At 41.0% G+C, this 17,875-nt stretch carries 15 protein-coding genes and 2 tRNA genes; 6 read left to right on the forward strand and 11 right to left on the reverse strand.

The genetic code is table 11. The annotated features are described in order from the left end of the window. Window positions 1-208: 208 nt before the first annotated feature. From IZT61_RS10050 to IZT61_RS10065, 4 genes are all read right to left on the reverse strand, one after another. On the reverse strand, window positions 209-1,075 hold the full coding sequence (locus IZT61_RS10050) for a nucleotidyl transferase AbiEii/AbiGii toxin family protein (RefSeq protein ID WP_196101004.1): 867 nt from the start codon (window positions 1,073-1,075) through the stop codon (window positions 209-211). Beyond that, entirely contained in the window at window positions 1,072-1,710 is a 639-nt protein-coding gene (locus IZT61_RS10055; protein WP_196101005.1) for a type IV toxin-antitoxin system AbiEi family antitoxin domain-containing protein, read from the reverse strand. The genes IZT61_RS10050 and IZT61_RS10055 overlap by 4 nt, the downstream gene beginning before the upstream one ends. Window positions 1,711-2,080: 370 nt before the next feature. Next, window positions 2,081-2,154: transfer RNA gene (locus IZT61_RS10060), tRNA-Asn, on the reverse strand. Between the two features lie 81 nt (window positions 2,155-2,235). Further along, a tRNA-Asn gene (locus tag IZT61_RS10065) sits at window positions 2,236-2,309 on the reverse strand. Window positions 2,310-2,557: 248 nt separating this feature from the next. Between IZT61_RS10065 and IZT61_RS10070 the strand changes: the two genes are divergently transcribed. Continuing rightward, entirely contained in the window at window positions 2,558-3,478 is a 921-nt protein-coding gene (locus IZT61_RS10070; RefSeq protein ID WP_196101006.1) for a PfkB family carbohydrate kinase, read from the forward strand. 89 nt (window positions 3,479-3,567) lie between these two features. On the opposite strand, the gene IZT61_RS10075 is transcribed toward IZT61_RS10070, so the two are convergent. The 3 genes from IZT61_RS10075 to IZT61_RS10085 all read right to left on the reverse strand — a co-directional run bounded on the left by IZT61_RS10075 (window position 3,568) and on the right by IZT61_RS10085 (window position 5,260). Next, window positions 3,568-3,819 carry a cytochrome b5 domain-containing protein gene (locus IZT61_RS10075; RefSeq protein ID WP_196101007.1) on the reverse strand — a complete coding sequence of 84 codons (252 nt, stop codon included), beginning with the start codon at window positions 3,817-3,819 and terminating at the stop codon, window positions 3,568-3,570. 213 nt (window positions 3,820-4,032) lie between these two features. After that, window positions 4,033-4,728, reverse strand: coding sequence for a lycopene cyclase domain-containing protein (locus tag IZT61_RS10080; protein ID WP_196101008.1), 696 nt, complete (start codon window positions 4,726-4,728; stop codon window positions 4,033-4,035). 1 nt (window position 4,729) lies between these two features. After that, complete coding sequence (locus IZT61_RS10085; protein WP_196101009.1) at window positions 4,730-5,260, reverse strand: hypothetical protein; 531 nt, start codon at window positions 5,258-5,260, stop codon at window positions 4,730-4,732. 107 nt (window positions 5,261-5,367) lie between these two features. Here IZT61_RS10085 and IZT61_RS10090 point away from each other — a divergent pair, with 107 nt between their 5' ends. Continuing rightward, a complete protein-coding gene (locus IZT61_RS10090) occupies window positions 5,368-6,897 on the forward strand; it encodes a phytoene desaturase family protein (protein ID WP_317193191.1) in 1,530 nt (509 codons plus the stop codon). 835 nt (window positions 6,898-7,732) lie between these two features. Here the strand turns inward: IZT61_RS10090 and IZT61_RS10095 are convergent. The 4 genes from IZT61_RS10095 to IZT61_RS10110 form a co-directional block, all read right to left on the reverse strand. Beyond that, window positions 7,733-8,263 (reverse strand): RNA polymerase sigma factor, encoded by a 531-nt coding sequence (locus IZT61_RS10095; RefSeq protein WP_196101010.1) that lies wholly within the window; start codon window positions 8,261-8,263, stop codon window positions 7,733-7,735. 131 nt (window positions 8,264-8,394) lie between these two features. Continuing rightward, window positions 8,395-9,411 (reverse strand): UDP-N-acetylmuramate dehydrogenase, encoded by a 1,017-nt coding sequence (gene murB, locus IZT61_RS10100; protein WP_196101011.1) that lies wholly within the window; start codon window positions 9,409-9,411, stop codon window positions 8,395-8,397. Window positions 9,412-9,886: 475 nt separating this feature from the next. Then, complete coding sequence (locus IZT61_RS10105) at window positions 9,887-10,333, reverse strand: hypothetical protein (RefSeq protein ID WP_196101012.1); 447 nt, start codon at window positions 10,331-10,333, stop codon at window positions 9,887-9,889. 290 nt (window positions 10,334-10,623) lie between these two features. Beyond that, window positions 10,624-11,058 carry a sterol desaturase family protein gene (locus tag IZT61_RS10110; protein WP_230383932.1) on the reverse strand — a complete coding sequence of 145 codons (435 nt, stop codon included), beginning with the start codon at window positions 11,056-11,058 and terminating at the stop codon, window positions 10,624-10,626. A 122-nt stretch (window positions 11,059-11,180) separates the two neighbouring features. On the opposite strand from IZT61_RS10110, the gene IZT61_RS10115 reads away from it, so the two are divergent. The 4 genes from IZT61_RS10115 to IZT61_RS10130 all read left to right on the forward strand — a co-directional run bounded on the left by IZT61_RS10115 (window position 11,181) and on the right by IZT61_RS10130 (window position 17,742). Further along, on the forward strand, window positions 11,181-11,828 hold the full coding sequence (locus IZT61_RS10115; RefSeq protein WP_230383933.1) for a TetR/AcrR family transcriptional regulator: 648 nt from the start codon (window positions 11,181-11,183) through the stop codon (window positions 11,826-11,828). Between the two features lie 224 nt (window positions 11,829-12,052). Further along, a complete protein-coding gene (locus IZT61_RS10120; protein WP_196101013.1) occupies window positions 12,053-13,393 on the forward strand; it encodes a TolC family protein in 1,341 nt (446 codons plus the stop codon). Window positions 13,394-13,395: 2 nt separating this feature from the next. Beyond that, a complete protein-coding gene (locus IZT61_RS10125) occupies window positions 13,396-14,463 on the forward strand; it encodes an efflux RND transporter periplasmic adaptor subunit (protein ID WP_196101014.1) in 1,068 nt (355 codons plus the stop codon). An 84-nt stretch (window positions 14,464-14,547) separates the two neighbouring features. Next, window positions 14,548-17,742, forward strand: coding sequence for an efflux RND transporter permease subunit (locus IZT61_RS10130; RefSeq protein ID WP_196101015.1), 3,195 nt, complete (start codon window positions 14,548-14,550; stop codon window positions 17,740-17,742). Window positions 17,743-17,875 lie beyond the last annotated feature (133 nt).

Raw genomic sequence — 17,875 nt, forward strand, 5'->3', positions numbered from 1 at the left:
ATGGGTGTAAAAAACTTGCCTCGGGTTTCCTGTACGGCTCAAAAACTTTACGTGTATGGCTCAAAAATTTATCCTGATCTCCTTGGTGTGAAAATGACCTGGTCAACTTGAAAATCGAGATTTTTGAGCTGAAACAACACAGCGGAAAAGTAACGCTGCGACACATGCTTTTTGATAGGTGCTTCTGATTTAATTTTTCAAACTCGGTTTAGCCCTTATTTGATGTACCGATTTTTAGTTTTGTGGTAAGATCGTGGAAATATTTTGGAGACCATATTTCGATTAGCTTTTGATCTTTTATAAATCTGGAGAAGTCCGCCTTGACAAACTCCATTTTAACACTATCAATTTTTTCACTCAATAATTTTCTGAACTCCGCTTCGTCGATGGTATCCTTTTTCCAGTCGCCACTATCTATTGCCCTTAGTAAAAAATGTTCGAGATTAAGAAAATATCCCTTTCTGATATACCATTCCAAATCATACCAGTCTCGTCCTTTTACATTGGTACCCCATTTTCCAAAAAGCAATGCATGCATCTTGCCCGCAAAAAGATCGGGAAGCGACAGGCACTTTACGTAAAACGAAAAAGGCTTGAGCAATAGCTTTTCCTCGGTAGAAAACCCCAATGGAGGCTTTTTATCCACTTCTATTTTGATCTTGATATTGGCTACTTCTTTAAGACCGTTCTGCGGGATGACACTTTCCAACACCAGTTCCTTCCAAATCGTTTCCGATTTTAGAAAGGCCGAATTAATGCTGCTGTTAACTGTCTTTTGTTTTTCAAAAATAGATACGTGCATGCCCAGGGCAGCAAACTCATTTATGATCGCGTCTTGGTATTTTCCTAATGAAAAATCCAGATCAACGGCAAGTAAAGAGAAATCCAAATATTCTGAAAATCGGTCTAACCCGTAAAAAATCCTCAGCGCAGTTCCGCCATAAAATGCTGCCTTTTCAAAAAAACCAGCTCGGTTAAGTCCGGCCAGCGCAATCTCCTGCATAATTTCCCTCAACGCATCTTTAGCTTCCTCCTTGTTTGCAGGATGATAATCTTCGAGCCATTGCTTTATCATATTTTTTCGATCATTTTAATTAACATTTCCAAGCTCTCTTTTTTTGGTGCATTTTCCAGCCAGCTCGATATTGCATCAAGATCAAACTTGGCTACATCCTCCTCCTCCATTCTCAAGTTTCCAAAAACATAGTCCCTTGCAGCCGACTGGCTTCTTAAGGTTATGCCCGCCGTTGTGGCTATTTTATCGCATAACGCCTTTTCCGGAGTCGCTACGATAGCCTGCTGGTCTTCAGACAGTGCAATAGTGGCCAAACCAAAGGCATAATAAGGCAATGGCAAACTCGTGTAAGTGAATAACCCAAGGGAGGTGTGAAATTTCCTAGAGGCCTTCGTTGTTATTGACGTAACGGCAAAAACCTTTTCTGGAATTAGTCCGTAATGAGCAAGTGCGCTTTCCATTGATAAGTAACTTGGGCCAAGTATATGGTTGGCAAGCAGTGCGTTTTCAGGTCGCTCAGTGCCAAGAGATCGACCCGTGACATAAAGGCCTTTTTTAACAGGTTCGATCAGACCATCTGCTTTTAAAGACAATATTTTATCATTTGGTCGTATATAATCGCTCAGAAGACTAACCAGAAGTTGGTGAGTAAGCGGTTGATTAGAAAACTGCCTCAGTGCTGTTTGGATTTCCATTGTAAAATATTTATAAGATAAACGGCAATTTTTCGTTTATCCTTTGCTAAAATTACAAAAAATAATCAAAACTTGCAGTTTCGATCCATGCTCGAATGACGGTAACCGCTAAGCGAGGCTGTCATATTTTTTATAAAATAGAATAAACACAAAAAAAAGCCCACTCGGGCGGAGTGGGCTTAGCTTGAATAATCAAGCTCCTTCTGCTGGGCTTCCCGAAGAATCGGGATCTTACTCCCCAGCCGACCCTCTGATTAATTCCGACGATTGGCAACGCTAACCAGCTGAGCTAATTCTTAGTCTATTTTTAAAAAAGATTAGGCACAAAAAAGCCCACTCGGGCGGAGTGGGCTTAGCTTGAATAATCAAGCTCCTTCTGCTGGGCTCGAACCAGCGACCCTCTGATTAACAGTCAGATGCTCTAACCAGCTGAGCTAAGAAGGAATATTTTCCTGGTCTATATATCCTACCAAAACAAGTTGGCAAGCTTTAATAAAAAATCCCCACATTGCTGTGAGGATTTTGCTCCTTCTGCTGGGCTCGAACCAGCGACCCTCTGATTAACAGTCAGATGCTCTAACCAGCTGAGCTAAGAAGGAATATTTATTCTGGTTTACTTTACTAATTTTGTCAGAATCCTCTAACATTTCTTAACTCTGATTAATTCCAACCAATAGGAACTCAAACCGGCTGAGCTAAGAAGGAATCCGGCTACCAAAAAACAAGGTTCTTTAAGCTTTTACGCAAACTTACCCTTGTTCGTTTTGGGAATGCAATATTAGGGCTTTTAAATTATTTATGCAATATTTGCAGTGAAAAAAATTAAAAAAAAATAAACAACGTATATATGAGCTTGATAATCATAGGTTCTGTAGCTTTCGATGCTATTGAAACTCCGTTTGGTAAAACAGATAAAATTGTTGGTGGTGCCGCAACCTACGCTAGTTTAGCCGCTTCATACTTCTACAACAAAACAAAAATTGTTGCCGTTGTTGGAGATGATTTCCCAAAAACCGACATCGACACCTTTACCCAACACGGAATTGATACCGAAGGTTTACAAATTAAGGCTGGCGAAAAATCGTTCTTCTGGTCGGGAAAATACCATAACGATATGAACAGTCGCGACACCTTAATCACAGAGTTGAATGTATTGGAAAACTTCGATCCCGTTATCCCTGAGAATTATCAAAATTGCGAATACTTAATGCTGGGCAACCTAACGCCACAAGTGCAGCAAACCGTTATTAAGCGCCTCGAAAAACGCCCAAAACTAATTGTGATGGACACCATGAACTTTTGGATGGACATTATGATGGACGATTTGCTGGAAACCATTAAATTGGTGGATGTTTTGACCATTAACGATGCCGAAGCCCGTCAATTATCGGGAGAATATTCTTTGGTTAAGGCCGCAAAAAAGATCCTCGAAATGGGCCCAAAATATTTGATCATTAAAAAGGGCGAGCATGGTGCGCTATTGTTTCACGAGGACCAGATCTTCTCTGCCCCTGCCCTGCCATTAGCAGAGGTTTTTGATCCAACGGGCGCTGGCGACACTTTTGCGGGTGGCTTTATCGGTTACCTGGCTAAAGTAGGAACAATTAACTTTGCGAACATGAAAAACGCCATCATTTATGGCTCGGCACTGGCCTCGTTTTGCGTAGAAAAATTTGGTACCGAAAAACTATTAAACTTAAGCGACGAGGAAATTGCAGCAAGGATTCAAGAATTTGTAAGTCTGAGCGCCTTTACTATCGAAATTTAGGTTTCAGTTAGCGGTTTTCAGTTAACATTTTCCAGTCATCGGATGAATATAGGCAAGTTGCAGGTATTCATCCGATGACTTTCTTTTATCTACGGATTTAAATTCGCCGAACCCAATACTGCAATTGCGGTAAATTTCTCAAAAACCGCCTCAGTATGCGGCGCATCAGGCAATTCGTCCGTTAAATCCTGCCCTGCCCAATGCTCATAATGCTTTCCATTTCGCCACAAACGGCTGTCCGTCATATCATAAATAAGCCCCTTGTAAGCCACCCAAATCTGCGGTTTGTCTTGTCCGTTTCTGAGTGCAAGCTGTTGTTTCGTATAAATCGGTAGATCCATCACTATTTTCAAATTTATTAGAAGCACCTTGTTGCTGCAGGATACACTCCAAGCGTGGCTAAAAAGCAAAAATCGTTTTTCATTTTACGGTTTGTACGATGCAAAACCTTGTTAATAAACCCGACAGCAGTGGCAGCCCCGCATTTTTTTGCGGGCTATAACGGATGGCGGGAGTATCGGCTGCCAAGAACCACAAACATTCATTTCCAAAACCTAGGCAACGAGGTCCTTTTTAAATCTGTTATTTTTAAAAACTTCGTACAAATAAATGTTCATTAACAATAAACCCATTAAATAAAAATGATCTTCGAAAGGAATGGTGCCTACCCTAAAACCAAGGTTTTGCTCATCGTTATATATCACAACAGGGATAGCGGTTAAAAATCCGTTTACCACATAAAATGGAATAAGCGATACCAAATAGGCCCGATAAAACTTGTACATAAACCGAAACTTTACGTTTACATACTCAACATAAGCCAAAATTACCAGCAAGAAACCAAAATTGATCACCGTGTACCAATGGTTGTAGCCAAAAAACAGCATGGCAACGCAAAGCCCCAAAAACAGGTTGCTTAAAGAGAAACTGTATTTCTGCAGATTATTGCCCGGAAAATAAGCATTAAGGCACTCGTAAATAAAAATGCAAGCATAAGGCACAGTTAAAAAAAACAGGATCTCCTCAATTGGCAGCCCAAAAAACTTGATCCCTACAATATAATCGGGATTAAACGACCATACGTTGAGCTTAACGAAAAGCAAATCCCAGATTAAAAACACGATACCTGTAATTAAAATTGCAGGCAGAACGAACTTCCACTTACTAAAAAAATGAACCTTTTTATCGAACGACAATATCAAGGGAAAAAAGATTACCCCAACATTAATAAGCAAATAAATGTAATTCATGTTAACTAAACTTCTTTAAAATGATAATTTCTTCTGGGGTGCAGCGCTCACTGTCTATCATAAACCGAGCTACATTTTTAATCAGTACATCGTCGGCCGAGCCAAAGTTACGGTTTTGGTAATGCTTAATAATTTCCTTTCGGTCGGTAATCAGATTTTTACTAAGCCCCAAAAAACCCGGCGTGTAGTGTTCGACAGAAAATCGCATAAAACGGATTTCCATATTGTGCGGATCCATGTTTATTGCCCGCTGCATCGTGATCAGCGCCTGCTTTACATACTTGATTTTGTTGTACGGATTCCAGGAGTGCTTTGCCTTCAATGCCTCCAAAGTACCCGTGTAAGCTGTAACCAAGGCAGTTTTACCGGGCAGTTTGGCCAGTTTCTCGTACAAAGAGTCGGTAACTTTCGAGTTTTCTACCGCCTTAACCAAATCGGTTTTAAACACGGCAATTTCTTTGGGCGATAACTGTGCTTGGCAAACATTGATTGATGCAAAGAGCAGCAGGTATAAAAAAGACAGTCTAATCATTTGTTGCGCAAAGGTAGAGAAAAGTTTGGAGTCCTGAGTTTTCAGTGCTGAGTCTTCAGTCTTTAGTCAAAAATCTTTAGTCGGGATTTGAGTGAATCTTGGTGCAAATGACAATCTTCTCAAACAATATGCTTAAAAATCGCTTTATTTGGGCAATGGATAAAAAACCTAAAGTAACCATCATAGGCGCAGGTTTTGCGGGTTTATCTGCCGCGGCTGTTTTGGCCAAAGACGGCTTCGATGTGACTGTTCTTGAAAAGAACGAAATGGCCGGTGGCAGGGCCAGAACCTGGCAAAAAGATGGCTTTACGTTCGATATGGGCCCCAGCTGGTACTGGATGCCCGATGTTTTCGAAAATTTTTATAACCTGTTCGGTAAAACCGCATCAAACTTTTACCAGCTCGAGCGGCTAAGCCCATCGTACCGGATTTATTTCGGAAAGGATGACACTTTAGATATCCCTGCAACGCTTGGCGATCTTTATCAACTTTTCGAAGTGTTAGAACCCGGCAGTAGCAAAAACCTTGACACCTTTTTAGCACAGGCAAAATACAAATACGATGTCGGGATGAACGAATATGTTTTTAAGCCATCGCACAGTGTGATGGAATATTTCGACCCGCGGCTGGCCTTAAGCGGCATTCGCTTGCAGTTACTCGGCAATATGCGCAAACATGTTCATCAGCTTTTTAAAAATGAAAAACTGCGGAAACTTCTCGAGTTTCCTGTACTGTTTTTAGGCGCAACACCACAAAATACGCCGGCATTGTACAGCTTAATGAACTATGCAGACCTGGTTTTGGGCACCTGGTATCCCATCGGCGGAATGCACAAGGTGGTTTCGGCAATGCAGAGCATCGCCGAAGCGCAGGGCGTAAAATTTCACTTCAACACCGAAGTGCTTAAAATTGAGGTACAAAACAACAAAGCCGAACAGCTCGTAACAAATAATGGGTCTTTCAGCACCGATTTTGTAATTGGCAATGCCGATTATCATCATATTGAGCAAAACCTGTTAAACAAAGCGCACCGCAGGTACGGTGAAAAATATTGGGATCAACGAACCATGGCTCCATCGTGCCTCCTTTTTTATGTTGCACTAAATACCAAACTGAAAAACGTGCTTCACCATAACCTGTTCTTCGACGAAAACTTCGATGAGCATGCCGAAGAAATTTATACCGACCCGAAATGGCCACAAAAACCTCTGTTTTATGTTTGCTGCCCGTCAGTAACCGATAAAAGCGTGGCACCTGAGGGCGCAGAAAACCTCTTCTTTTTGATTCCGCTTGCACCCGGATTGAAAGACAACGAAAGCAAAAGGGATGAATATTTCGAGCTGTTGTTAAAACGCTTTAAGGATTTAACGGGAAACGACATTCAAAAAAATGTTTTATTTAAGCGGAGCTATGCCATGGATGATTTTGAAAAAGACTACCACGCATTTAAAGGCAATGCATATGGTTTAGCTAACACTTTGATACAAACGGCCTTCCTAAAACCGAAAATGAAGAGCAAAGTATCAAATTTTTTATACACCGGACAATTAACTGTACCGGGCCCTGGGGTGCCACCAGCAATAGTTTCTGGACAGGTGGCGGCAAAGGAAATAAAAAAAATGTCAAAAAAATCTTGACAAACTTAAAATTTCCCCTATCTTTATAACCACAAAACAAAAATACTGTTAAAAAACCACTGAAGAACATTATCATCCGAGGTTTTAAATGGTTTCGAAATAAGAGAGAAGGCGAACTGTTGAAAGAAAAAATAAGAATCAACTAACCAAATATATGATAAGCAAAAAGGCCTGGATTGTTTCCGGGCCTTTTGCTTTACCGGGTTTTTCTATAAAATAACGATTCGAGAAATCTGTTTTCATTATTGGGAAGCCGGGGCTGTGCGAGCCGAATTGTGCCGATTTTTCATCGTTAAGCAATTTATTTGAGAAAACACGTTCTTATTTCATTTTTGAAAACGAACGGACAGCAGCGCTGTGGCAACTGTAGCCCCGCCATCCGCTGTAGTCCGCAAGAAAAATGCGGGGCTGCCGCTCCTGTCGCGTTTATTAACAGCAGTTAGTAATCAAAAATACTTTATCAGTTTTTCGGATAGACCTTTGTATCTAAACCCCTGCCTGCCGCAGGGTCCCGAAGCTTCGGGATTAAAGCCCTAGCATTAAGATCCCCAGTCAAGCTGAGGATGACGACAGTTCATGTATAGCCCTATAAACAGCGAAATGCATAAAAACGTCAATGGTACCGCAACGCATGTCCCGATACTTCGGGAAGGATCGCGACGCGATTATAACGATTTTTATAATACCACACCATCCGGTCAGAGAACCGACTTGTGCCGATTTTTCATCGGTAAGCAATCTGATTATACGAAAGGAGATTGCCTTGCAGAACGAAGAACAAAAAAAAAGGCCTGAATAAATTCAGACCCTTTAATTCTTTCGATTGTTTGCTGCCTTAAGCCATTTCAGCAACCGTCATATCTTTTGAATAGGTTTTCAAATATTTTTTAAGAATTCCCCTTGCTACGTGAATACGCGTTTTAACGGTACCAATTGGAATATTTAACATATCTGCAATCTCGTGGTATTTGAAACCTTCAAAATAGCGGATAAATGGAACATAGTATTCTTCAGGTAATTGCGCCAATGCTTTATCTATATCGCTTAACACAAATTTACTTTCAGCCTGATTTTTTGTTGCGCTGTAAGAAAGGTTTGCCGACGAAATATCTTCGCTTTGCGTAATTAATGTATTTGTTTTTACTAAACGGCGGTAGTTATTAATAAAAGTATTTTTCATTATGGTAAACAACCAGCCCTTTAAGTTAGTACCTTCCTTAAATTTATTGTAATAAGTAATGGCTTTCAGCATGGTATCCTGAACAAGATCATTTGCATCTTCTGCATCTTTTGTAAAGTTTAACGCGTAAGATCTAAGTGATACCGAGTGGTGGTTAACAAGATGGTTGAATTCAAATTTTGTCATGATGTTTAGCTTTAGGTAAGATTTAAAAGTCAAATGAAAATATACTCATTTATATTGACATAAACAAACTTAATACCAAAAACTTTTGGCACATGCCAATTAGACTAAATACTATTTCAAAAGCCTTTTCGTCACAAAATATTTACTTCACGCTCTAAAGTGACTCCAAAAGTAGACTGAACACTGTCTATAATTTGAGCTGAAAATTGAAAAACCTCCATGCCAGTTGCGCCGCCATGATTCACTAAAACCAGTGCCTGATTTTTCCAGGTGCCCGTATGGCCAACCACCTTCCCTTTCCAGCCACATTGTTCAATTAACCAGCCGGCGGCAAGCTTTACCTTCCCATCGGCAGTGGGGTAATGCACCACATCAGGATGTTTAGACACCACATCGGCAAACTCATGCTTTTCGATCACCGGATTTTTGAAGAAACTGCCGGCGTTACCAATGGTCGATGGATCGGGAAGTTTACTTACCCTGATATGCGCAACCGCCGCAGAAACATCGGCTATACTGGGCGCTTCTATACCCCTTTTCTCCAGTTCAGCCTCAATTGCCCCATAAGAAGTATTAATGGCCGCATTTGTTTTTAAGCCGAAAGCTACCGAGGTAATAATGTATTGTCCCTTTAGTTCACCTTTAAAAGCACTTTCGCGGTAACCGAAGCTGCAATCGGCATAAGTAAACGTTTTAAGTTCGCCCGTTTTAATTTCAAAAGCAGTGCAGCTTTCAAAAACATCTTTCAACTCAACGCCATATGCACCAATATTTTGAATTGGCGATGCCCCAACCGTACCTGGAATAAGGCTTAGGTTTTCAACGCCCGCAAAACCATGCTCAACGCAATAGGTTACAAAGTCGTTCCAAACTTCTCCGGCGCCAGCCCGAACCAAAACCTTTTCGCCGTCAACTTGCGATGAAATGCCTTTTATACTGATCTTGATTACCAAGCCGTTAAAATCTTTGGTAAAAAGAACATTGCTTCCGCCGCCAATAACCAGCAGGTCTTCAGTTTTGGCAAGCTCGTTTTTGAACAACGCTGTCAAATCTTCTTCGTTAAATATTTCGGCGAAATGTTTTGCCTTTACATCGATACCAAATGAATTGTATGGTTTTAGCGAAATATCTTTTTGGATTTGAAGCATAGCGATTTTGAGTTTGCGCACAAAAGTAACAAATATTGGAGAAAAGTATTGATTAACGTTGCCCATAGCCAATACCAGTTTTTAGCAGCGCAGGTTGTTGAGAACTAGTTGGTTTTTATTTGAAAATTAGCGGATTTGCGTCTCCGCCTTCCCGTCCCAATGCTATTAAGTTAAGGGTAAACAAAAAATATTGTCACCCTGAGCATTTCGACTGGAGTTTATCTTGAGCGTAGACGAAAGGCTCAATACAGGCTTAGTCGAAGGGCGGATGTTTACTTGTTTTATCCTATAGAAAAAGGTCTTCGACTGAGTTTATCTTGAGCGAAGTCGAAAGGCTCAGATCCGATAGCTATCGGATGACACCCGTTGTACTTAACTAAACGACATTGTCCGTACGCCCACCTGCCCGTCCGTTCAGGCGGGGGTTTAGGCACAAGGGTTCGCGTCGCGTAACCGATACCAGTTTTTCGTAAAACTATTCCACAATTTGTGTTATGCCCTTATCAAAGTTAAAACTCAGTACCTCGGCGTTCTCATCCTCCACTTTAACTCCCGACAATTTCCAGCCTCTAAACTGTGGCTTTAGCTTAGCCAGATCAATTAAGCGGTACCTGCGCTTAGTTAATTCTGCACTGATCCGGCCTACGCTGTCAGATTCTGCCTGTGGTAAATGTTCTATTTCGCTTTCAAGTAGTGCTAAAGTGGTATCTAACTCGTTTCCCTTTTTAATACTATCGGCATAAGCTTTTGGAGAGATAGTATAAAGGCTGTCGAGCGTTGCGTTCTCAAAATTCAATTCCTGATTACCACTTTCGTATTTTGATTTTACAAGCTCAATCGCCCGATCTTTATCGGTCTTCTTTCCGCATGAATTTAATATAACTAAGGTTAAAAACAGAAATACGATTCGAAAATTTTTCATAAACGGGAGCTATAAGTGAAATCATCATAAGGTAATAATAAAAAACCATTATTTGTTTGCCTACTTTCTCATGTTTGTCATTCTGAACGCAGTCAAGAATCTCTTTCCTATCATTGCAGAAACCTGAATCCTGCAGTTGCTTATGTTTTGGAACTTAAGTTTATTAATGCAAGCTTTTCTTCGCCCAGAGATCCTTCACTGCGTTCAGGATGACAGGTGAAGTGAGCGCAACTCCGAAAGCCGTTAAGCAACAGCTATTATAGCTAATTAAGATTAACCGGCCTTAGACGCTAGTTCTTCTCAATTTTTCTCACAAACAACAGCCCAAAAGCCTTTCCTTGCTCTTTGCCTCTATTTTTATGGTGAATTTTATGAGCCTTTCTAACCGCCTGCAGGTACTTGTTATTGCTTTTAAAAGTTTTAAACCTTCTGTGTACAAACCAATCGTGGATAATAAAGTACACCAGTCCGTATATGGTAATGCCCAAACCGATGGCGAATTTGTAGCCCAGATTGCTACGATCGATATACATCAGGTACAAAGAAACAGCAGCAAAAAAAAGTGCAAACAGATCATTCCATTCAAAGAAAGCATGCGATTTTTCGTGGTGGCTTTTATGCAAAAACCAAAGTGGCCCATGGAATAGGTATTTATGTATAGCCCACGAAAAACATTCCATCAATATAATTGTTACGAATACAACCAACATACTTAACATCACCATTTCGAAATTTTAAACCGTAAATACATATAAACCAACGAAAAGCAATTTAATTGTCATTCAAATGCAATGTTATAATTCAATTTTTAATCAGTTGATTAACTTTTCAGATTAAACACCTAATTTTGACTAAATTATTAAAAAAGTCAGAAAGTAGAAAGGTAAAAATGATTGAGGCTGATAAAAAGCGAGAACAAATTATAGAAGGCGCCATCAAGCGTTTCAGCCATTTCGGTATTGGTAAAACTACCATGAACGATATAGCTGAAGATTTATCTGTTTCCAAGCCCTCGTTATATTATTATTTCCCCGACAAAAGAAGCTTAATTGTTGGGGTAATTGAAAAAGTGTTTACCGATTATTTTGATCGGTTGAAGAAAAAGTATAATCCAGATGCAACATTAGAGACCGTATTGTTTCAAACCATCGATATTCGAAACACCTTCTTTATGAAATATTTTATGTTGAGGATATCGGAAGGACTTCCGGATATTTTTAACGACGACCAGATGAAGAAAAAGCTAACAGCGCTGAAAGATTCGGAAAAGGAGTTTTATGCAGAAATATTTGAAAGGGCACAGCGTAACGGCGAAATTAAACACGAAAACATGGCGCACGTTGCAGAGCTTTACTTAGAGAGCTTAATGGGCCTTACAAATATGTGCATAATGGAGCTCGGAAAAGATCTGCTCCCAGATAAAAAAGCAGTAAATAAAATGACACAAAAGCAAAAAGACCTCTCTTCTATCTTTACAAAAGGATTAAAGTGTTAGTCGAGAGTCTGGAGTTCGGAGGTTGAAGACTAAATGCTGAAAAGTCCGGAAGTCAGAAAGTCCGAGGTCCGAAGATTAAAGGCTTAAAAAGTCCGGAAAGTCCGCGGTCCGAAGTTTGCAATTACGAAGTAAATAAGTTAGCAGTTCCTAGCTCCCTCTCTTCAAGGGGAGGGTGGGGGGAGAGGTTAAAAACAAGAAACCCAAAAACAAAAAAACAATACATTATGCTTAGAGTAAAACTGGCAACAATAATGCTGATTATGTTTACTGGCATGGCCTTACCAGAAATGGTAGCTGCCCAACAGCGAGTAACCTTAAAAGATGCATTAACTTATGCCTTACAGAACAATGCCCGTGTTCGAAAATCTAAATTAGATATCCTGGGCGGAAGGTACAAAGTGGAGGAAGTAAGAGCGCAGGCCCTGCCTCAGCTTACCGGAACCGCAGGCTTAACCTATAACCCGATTATCGGTCAATTGGTAGCCGATTTTGGCGGTCAATCGCAAGCCATCAAACTGGGCCAAAACTGGAATTCGTCGGCTGGCGTTCAGCTTTCGCAGCAGTTATTTAACCAACAGGTTTTTACAGGCTTGCAAGCAGCGAAATCGAGTGAAGAATATTACAACCTAACTTCGCAGCTGACCGAAGAACAAATTATCGAATTGGTGGCCAATAACTACTATCAGGTTTTGGTAAACAGAGAGCAATTGGCTGTAATCGACACCAACATTAAAAACGTTGGCATAGTTGAGAAAGTAATTGCAAACCAGTATAAAAATGGGTTGGCCAGAAAAATCGATGTAGATCGGATTAGTGTAAACGTTACCAATTTAAATACGCAGCGTGAGCAAATTATCAACGCCGTTACACAGTTAGAAAACCAGCTTAAGTTTGCGATGGGCATGCCGGTTAGCAACCCAATCGAGTTACCGGCAACGGAATTAACTCAGGTTACCCAGCTACCAGTATTTACCGATTCGGTTGATCTGGCCAATAGAACTGAGGTTAAGCTCTTAAACAATCAGGATAAATTGCTGGCCTTACAACGTAAAGCCTACGTAGCAGAGTATTATCCATCGTTGGCATTAACCGGAAACTACACGTACTCAAGCCAGAGCAACAGTTTCGATTTCTTGAATTCGAATGCGGCGGCTATTGGCTATGGGGCTTCGGCAATTGGTTTAACGTTAAGGGTGCCAATTTTCAATGGATTTTTAACACGTTCAAAAATCCGCCAGGCCGATGTGGAGATTATGAAGGCGAAGGAAGACAGAAAAGAATCGACGAACTCGTTAAATCTGGCTTACGAAAATGCAAAAATTCAGCTTCGCAACAATTTGAACACCATTAGGTCGCAGCGCAGAAATGCAGATCTGGCACAAGAAATTTATAAAAGTACACAGAATAACTACAACAATGGTTTGGCTACCTTAACCGATTTGCTGGAAACAGAAAACTCGTTAACAGAGGCACAAAACAGCTACAACCAGGCTTTGTTAAACTATAAGATAGCCGAAATACAACTAATAAAATCAAACGGAAACATTAAATCGCTAGTACAATAGAAATGAAAAGAGTAATTACCATAATTATCGTAGTTGTTGTTGCCCTTGGTGCAATAGCTTATGTTTTAAGCAACAATAAAAAGAAGAACGAAGAAAAAACTGCTTTCATTGCTAAAGGTGGTGGCGCCGTTGCCGTTCGTGTTGCTACAGTAGAGAAGAAAGTTGTAAACCTCGATTTTGTTGCAAACGGAAACTTTGTTCCTAAACAAGAGCTAAACTTCTTGTCGGAAAACGCAGGTCGTGTTAAAGCAATTTATGTTGATGAAGGCGATCGCGTGAGCAAAGGGCAGGTTTTAGCCCGCATTGATGCGGAGATCATTAATACCGACAGAGAAACTGCGGAAGCGACTTACCAAAATGCAAAAAGGGATTTAGCAAGATATCAAAGCTCATTTGAAACCGGCGGCGTTACCCAGCAACAGTTAGATCAGGCAAAACTGGCTGCAGAGAATGCCAAATTACGCTTACAGGCTTCCCAAAGAAGGGTGAGTGATGCTAATATTAAATCGCCGATAAACGGCATCGTTAACAAAAGGTACATTGAAGTGGGTGCGTTTGTTACCGCTCAAGGAACCCAGCTTTTTGAACTTGTTGATGTTTCTAAGCTAAAGCTTCAGGTTAGCGTTAACGAATCGCAGGTGGCAAACTTGAAAGTGGGCAATAGCGTCGAAATACAATCATCAGTTTTCCCTGATCAGAAATTTTCGGGCAAGATTACATTTATTGCGCCAAAAGCCGATGCAACATTAAACTTCCCTGTAGAAATAGAGGTGAGCAACGACACCAAAAACAGCTTAAGGGCAGGTATGTACGGCACCGCGGTGTTTAACTTCCCTAAACAAGCACCAAGTATTTTGGTACCACGTACTTCTTTTGCGGGCAGCGTTAGCAGCAACCAGGTATTCGTGCTCGATAAGGCAAACAATAAGGCAAAGGTTCGTAACGTTACTTCGGGCCGCATTTTGGGCGATAATGTAGAAATTCTTGATGGATTGAACGAAGGGGAAACTGTTATTACAAGTGGACAGATCAATTTAGCCGAGGGTACGCCAGTAAGTATTGTAAAATAAAAGAGGTTAAAGGCAAAGGGTTATGAGGTTGAGGGCTAATGGCTAATCTCAAATCTAACGTCTCCCATCTCAAATCTAGAAAAAATGAAGATAACAGACATATCTATAAAAAGGCCCTCGCTGGTGATTGTGGTATTTACCGCACTTACCTTGCTCGGGCTGCTAAGTTACTTTTCGTTGGGTTACGAATTACTTCCAAAATTCTCTAACAACGTAGTATCTATTTCGACCATTTACCCCGGCGCTTCGCCAAATGAGGTTGAAAACACCGTAACAAAAAAGATTGAGGATGCGGTATCCTCCATGGAGAACATTAAAAAGATCAACTCCGTATCGTTCGAAAGTTTATCAACGGTAACCATTACCTTAACTGATGCAGCAAATATCGATATCTCGTTAAATGATGCACAACGTAAGGTAAACGCCATCCTCGCCGATTTACCGGAAGATGTAAAAGCACCTTCGTTAAGTAAATTCTCGCTTGATGACTTACCTGTAATTACCATGACGGCATCTGCCAATATGGATGATGTATCTTTTTACGATTTGATCGACCAAAGAATTGCTCCGGTAATTTCGAGGGTAAACGGTGTTGCGCAGGTTAATTTAGTAGGCGGTTCTGAGCGTGAAATTCAGGTGTCTTTAGACGCTGCTAAATTGCAAGGTTACAACCTTTCAGTTCCGCAGGTACAACAAATGATTTTAAGCTCGAACTTAGATTTCCCTACCGGAAGTGTAAAAACAGAGAATCAGGATGTTCTAATCCGTTTATCGGGAAAGTACAGAAGTATAGAAGAACTTAGGAACCTGGTTTTAACAACCGCTCAAACAGGCTCACAAATCCGCCTGCGTGATGTTGCCGATGTACAAGATTCGAAAAAAGAAACCGAAAAACTGGCTCGTATCAATCGTCAGGCATCTATTGCCATCCAAATCATTAAACAAAGTGATGCAAATGCGGTAGAAGTGAGTGAAGGTACACATGCCATCATTGCGAAGCTGAAAAACGAATATGCAGCGAACAAGCTTGATATCAATATCGTAAACGACAGTTCGATCTTTACATTGGAATCTGCAGATGCGGTAATTCACGATTTAATTCTCGCCGTTATACTTGTGGCCTTCGTAATGCTTTTCTTCCTGCACAGTTTGCGTAACGCGTTAATTGTAATGGTATCAATTCCGGTTTCCCTGGTCGCAACCTTTATCGGTATCAGCCTATTCGGGTTTACCTTAAACCTGATGTCGCTATTGGGTCTCTCCCTCGTGGTAGGTATCCTGGTGGATGATGCGATTGTGGTATTGGAGAACATCCAGCGACACATGGAAATGGGCAAGAACAAGGTTAGGGCAGCAGCTGATGCAACCCGCGAAATTGGCTTTACCGTTGTATCGATTACTTTCGTAATTGTGGTGGTGTTCTTTCCAATTGCGGTAAGTACAGGTTTGGTGTCGAACATTTTGCGCCAGTTCTGTATCGTGGTAATCATCGCAACATTGCTTTCGCTTTTGGCCTCATTTACTATTGTACCGTTAATTTTCTCGCGTTACGGAAAGTTGGAGCACATTGAGGGCAAAAACATGTTTGGCCGCTTTATCCTCTGGTTCGAAAAACAGTTAAAGAAATTTACGCTGTGGATTACAAGTATCCTCACGTGGTCGTTAAACCATAAAGCGTTAACGCTGATCATGGTATTTGTGATGTTCCTGGGATCCTGTGGCTTATTGGGCGCAGGCTTTATTGGCTCCGAGTTCTTCCCTAAATCTGATAAAGGAGAGTTTTTGGTTCAGATTGAGCTTCCAAAAGATGCACCGCTGGAACAAACCAACTTTTACACACAAAGAGCAGAAGCTTTCTTAGATAAACAACCCGAAATTACACAGCTAATTACAACAGTTGGACAAGCGAGTGGCGATTTTGGAGGTACACAAGCAACTGCTTACAAATCTGAAATCAATGTTCGTTTGGTCGATCGTAAAGAACGTGAGGGTGTTTCATCCGACGTATTTGCAACGAAGATGAGCCGTGCCCTGGCAAAAGAACTGGTTGGCGCCAAAGTAAAAACCGTTCCGATTAGTATTTTGGGTATTGCCGAAAATGCACCAATTAGCCTCGTGGTAATGGGTTCTAATTTAGATAGCGCACTAAAATATGCGCAAGGTGCACAAGCCGTTTTAAAAACCATTCCGGGTGCTACTGAGATCAAATTATCCGTAGAAAAAGGTACACCCGAAATCAATGTTCAGGTAGATCGCGATAAAATGTCGGCGCTTGGCTTAACACTCGCTACGGTAGGTTCTACCATGCAAACCGCTTTCGCCGGCAATACCGATGGTAAGTTCAGAAAAGGCGAGTATGAGTATGATATTAATATTCAGTACCAAAGTTTTAACAGAAAGAACATTGACGACGTACGGAACCTGATTTTTGTAAACGATAAAGGCGCACAAATCAAGTTGTCGCAATTTGCAACCATTACCGAGGGTTCAGGCCCAAGTCAGTTAGAGCGTTTAAACAAATCGACATCAGTATCCGTTCAGGCCCAGTCTATCGGTAGGCCGACAGGAACTATCGTTGCAGAGTTTCAGGAAAAGCTGGAAGACATGCAGAAAAATGGCAAACTTAAAGCGCCGGTTGGTGTAAGTTACACCTGGGCAGGAGACCAGGAAAACCAGGCCGAAGGTTTTGGTACGCTGGGTATTGCCTTACTTGCATCTGTAATATTGGTTTACCTGATCATGGTAGCCCTTTACGATAGTTTTGTTTACCCATTGGTGGTTATGTTCTCACTTCCGTTAGCGGTAATTGGGGCGTTGCTTGCACTGGCCTTAACCAACAATTCAATCGGTATCTTTACCATTTTAGGTTTAATTATGCTGATGGGTTTGGTGGCGAAGAATGCGATTATTTTGGTCGATTTTACCAACCACTTAAAGGCCGAGGGTAAAGAAACCAAAGAAGCATTGGTGCTGGCCAACCACGCACGTCTGCGCCCAATTTTAATGACAACCATCGCCATGGTGTTCGGTATGCTTCCAATTGCATTGGCATCGGGAGCAGGTGCCGAATGGAAAAATGGTTTGGCATGGGTAATTGTTGGTGGCTTAACCAGTTCGTTGTTCTTAACCTTAATTGTGGTGCCAGTAGTGTATTTAATCTTCGATAGAATGTTGGAAAGACTTGGCTTCAATAAAAAAGGCAAAACGATTGATGAATTAATGGTTGAACCGTATGACCACAAAGATGTGCTTGAATATGATTTAGATCACGGAAAATAACGTCCATCCCTATTATAGTGAATCAGTCCCGATGCAAATCGGGACTTTTTTTTTGCATAAAGGTATCCGTCAGTTGAAACTGACGGGCAAGGAATCGAAAATCCTTAAATGGATAACAAAACCAAACAAATTT

It is taken from the genome of Pedobacter endophyticus (assembly GCF_015679185.1).
Taxonomy (GTDB): Bacteria; Bacteroidota; Bacteroidia; order Sphingobacteriales; family Sphingobacteriaceae; genus Pedobacter; species Pedobacter endophyticus.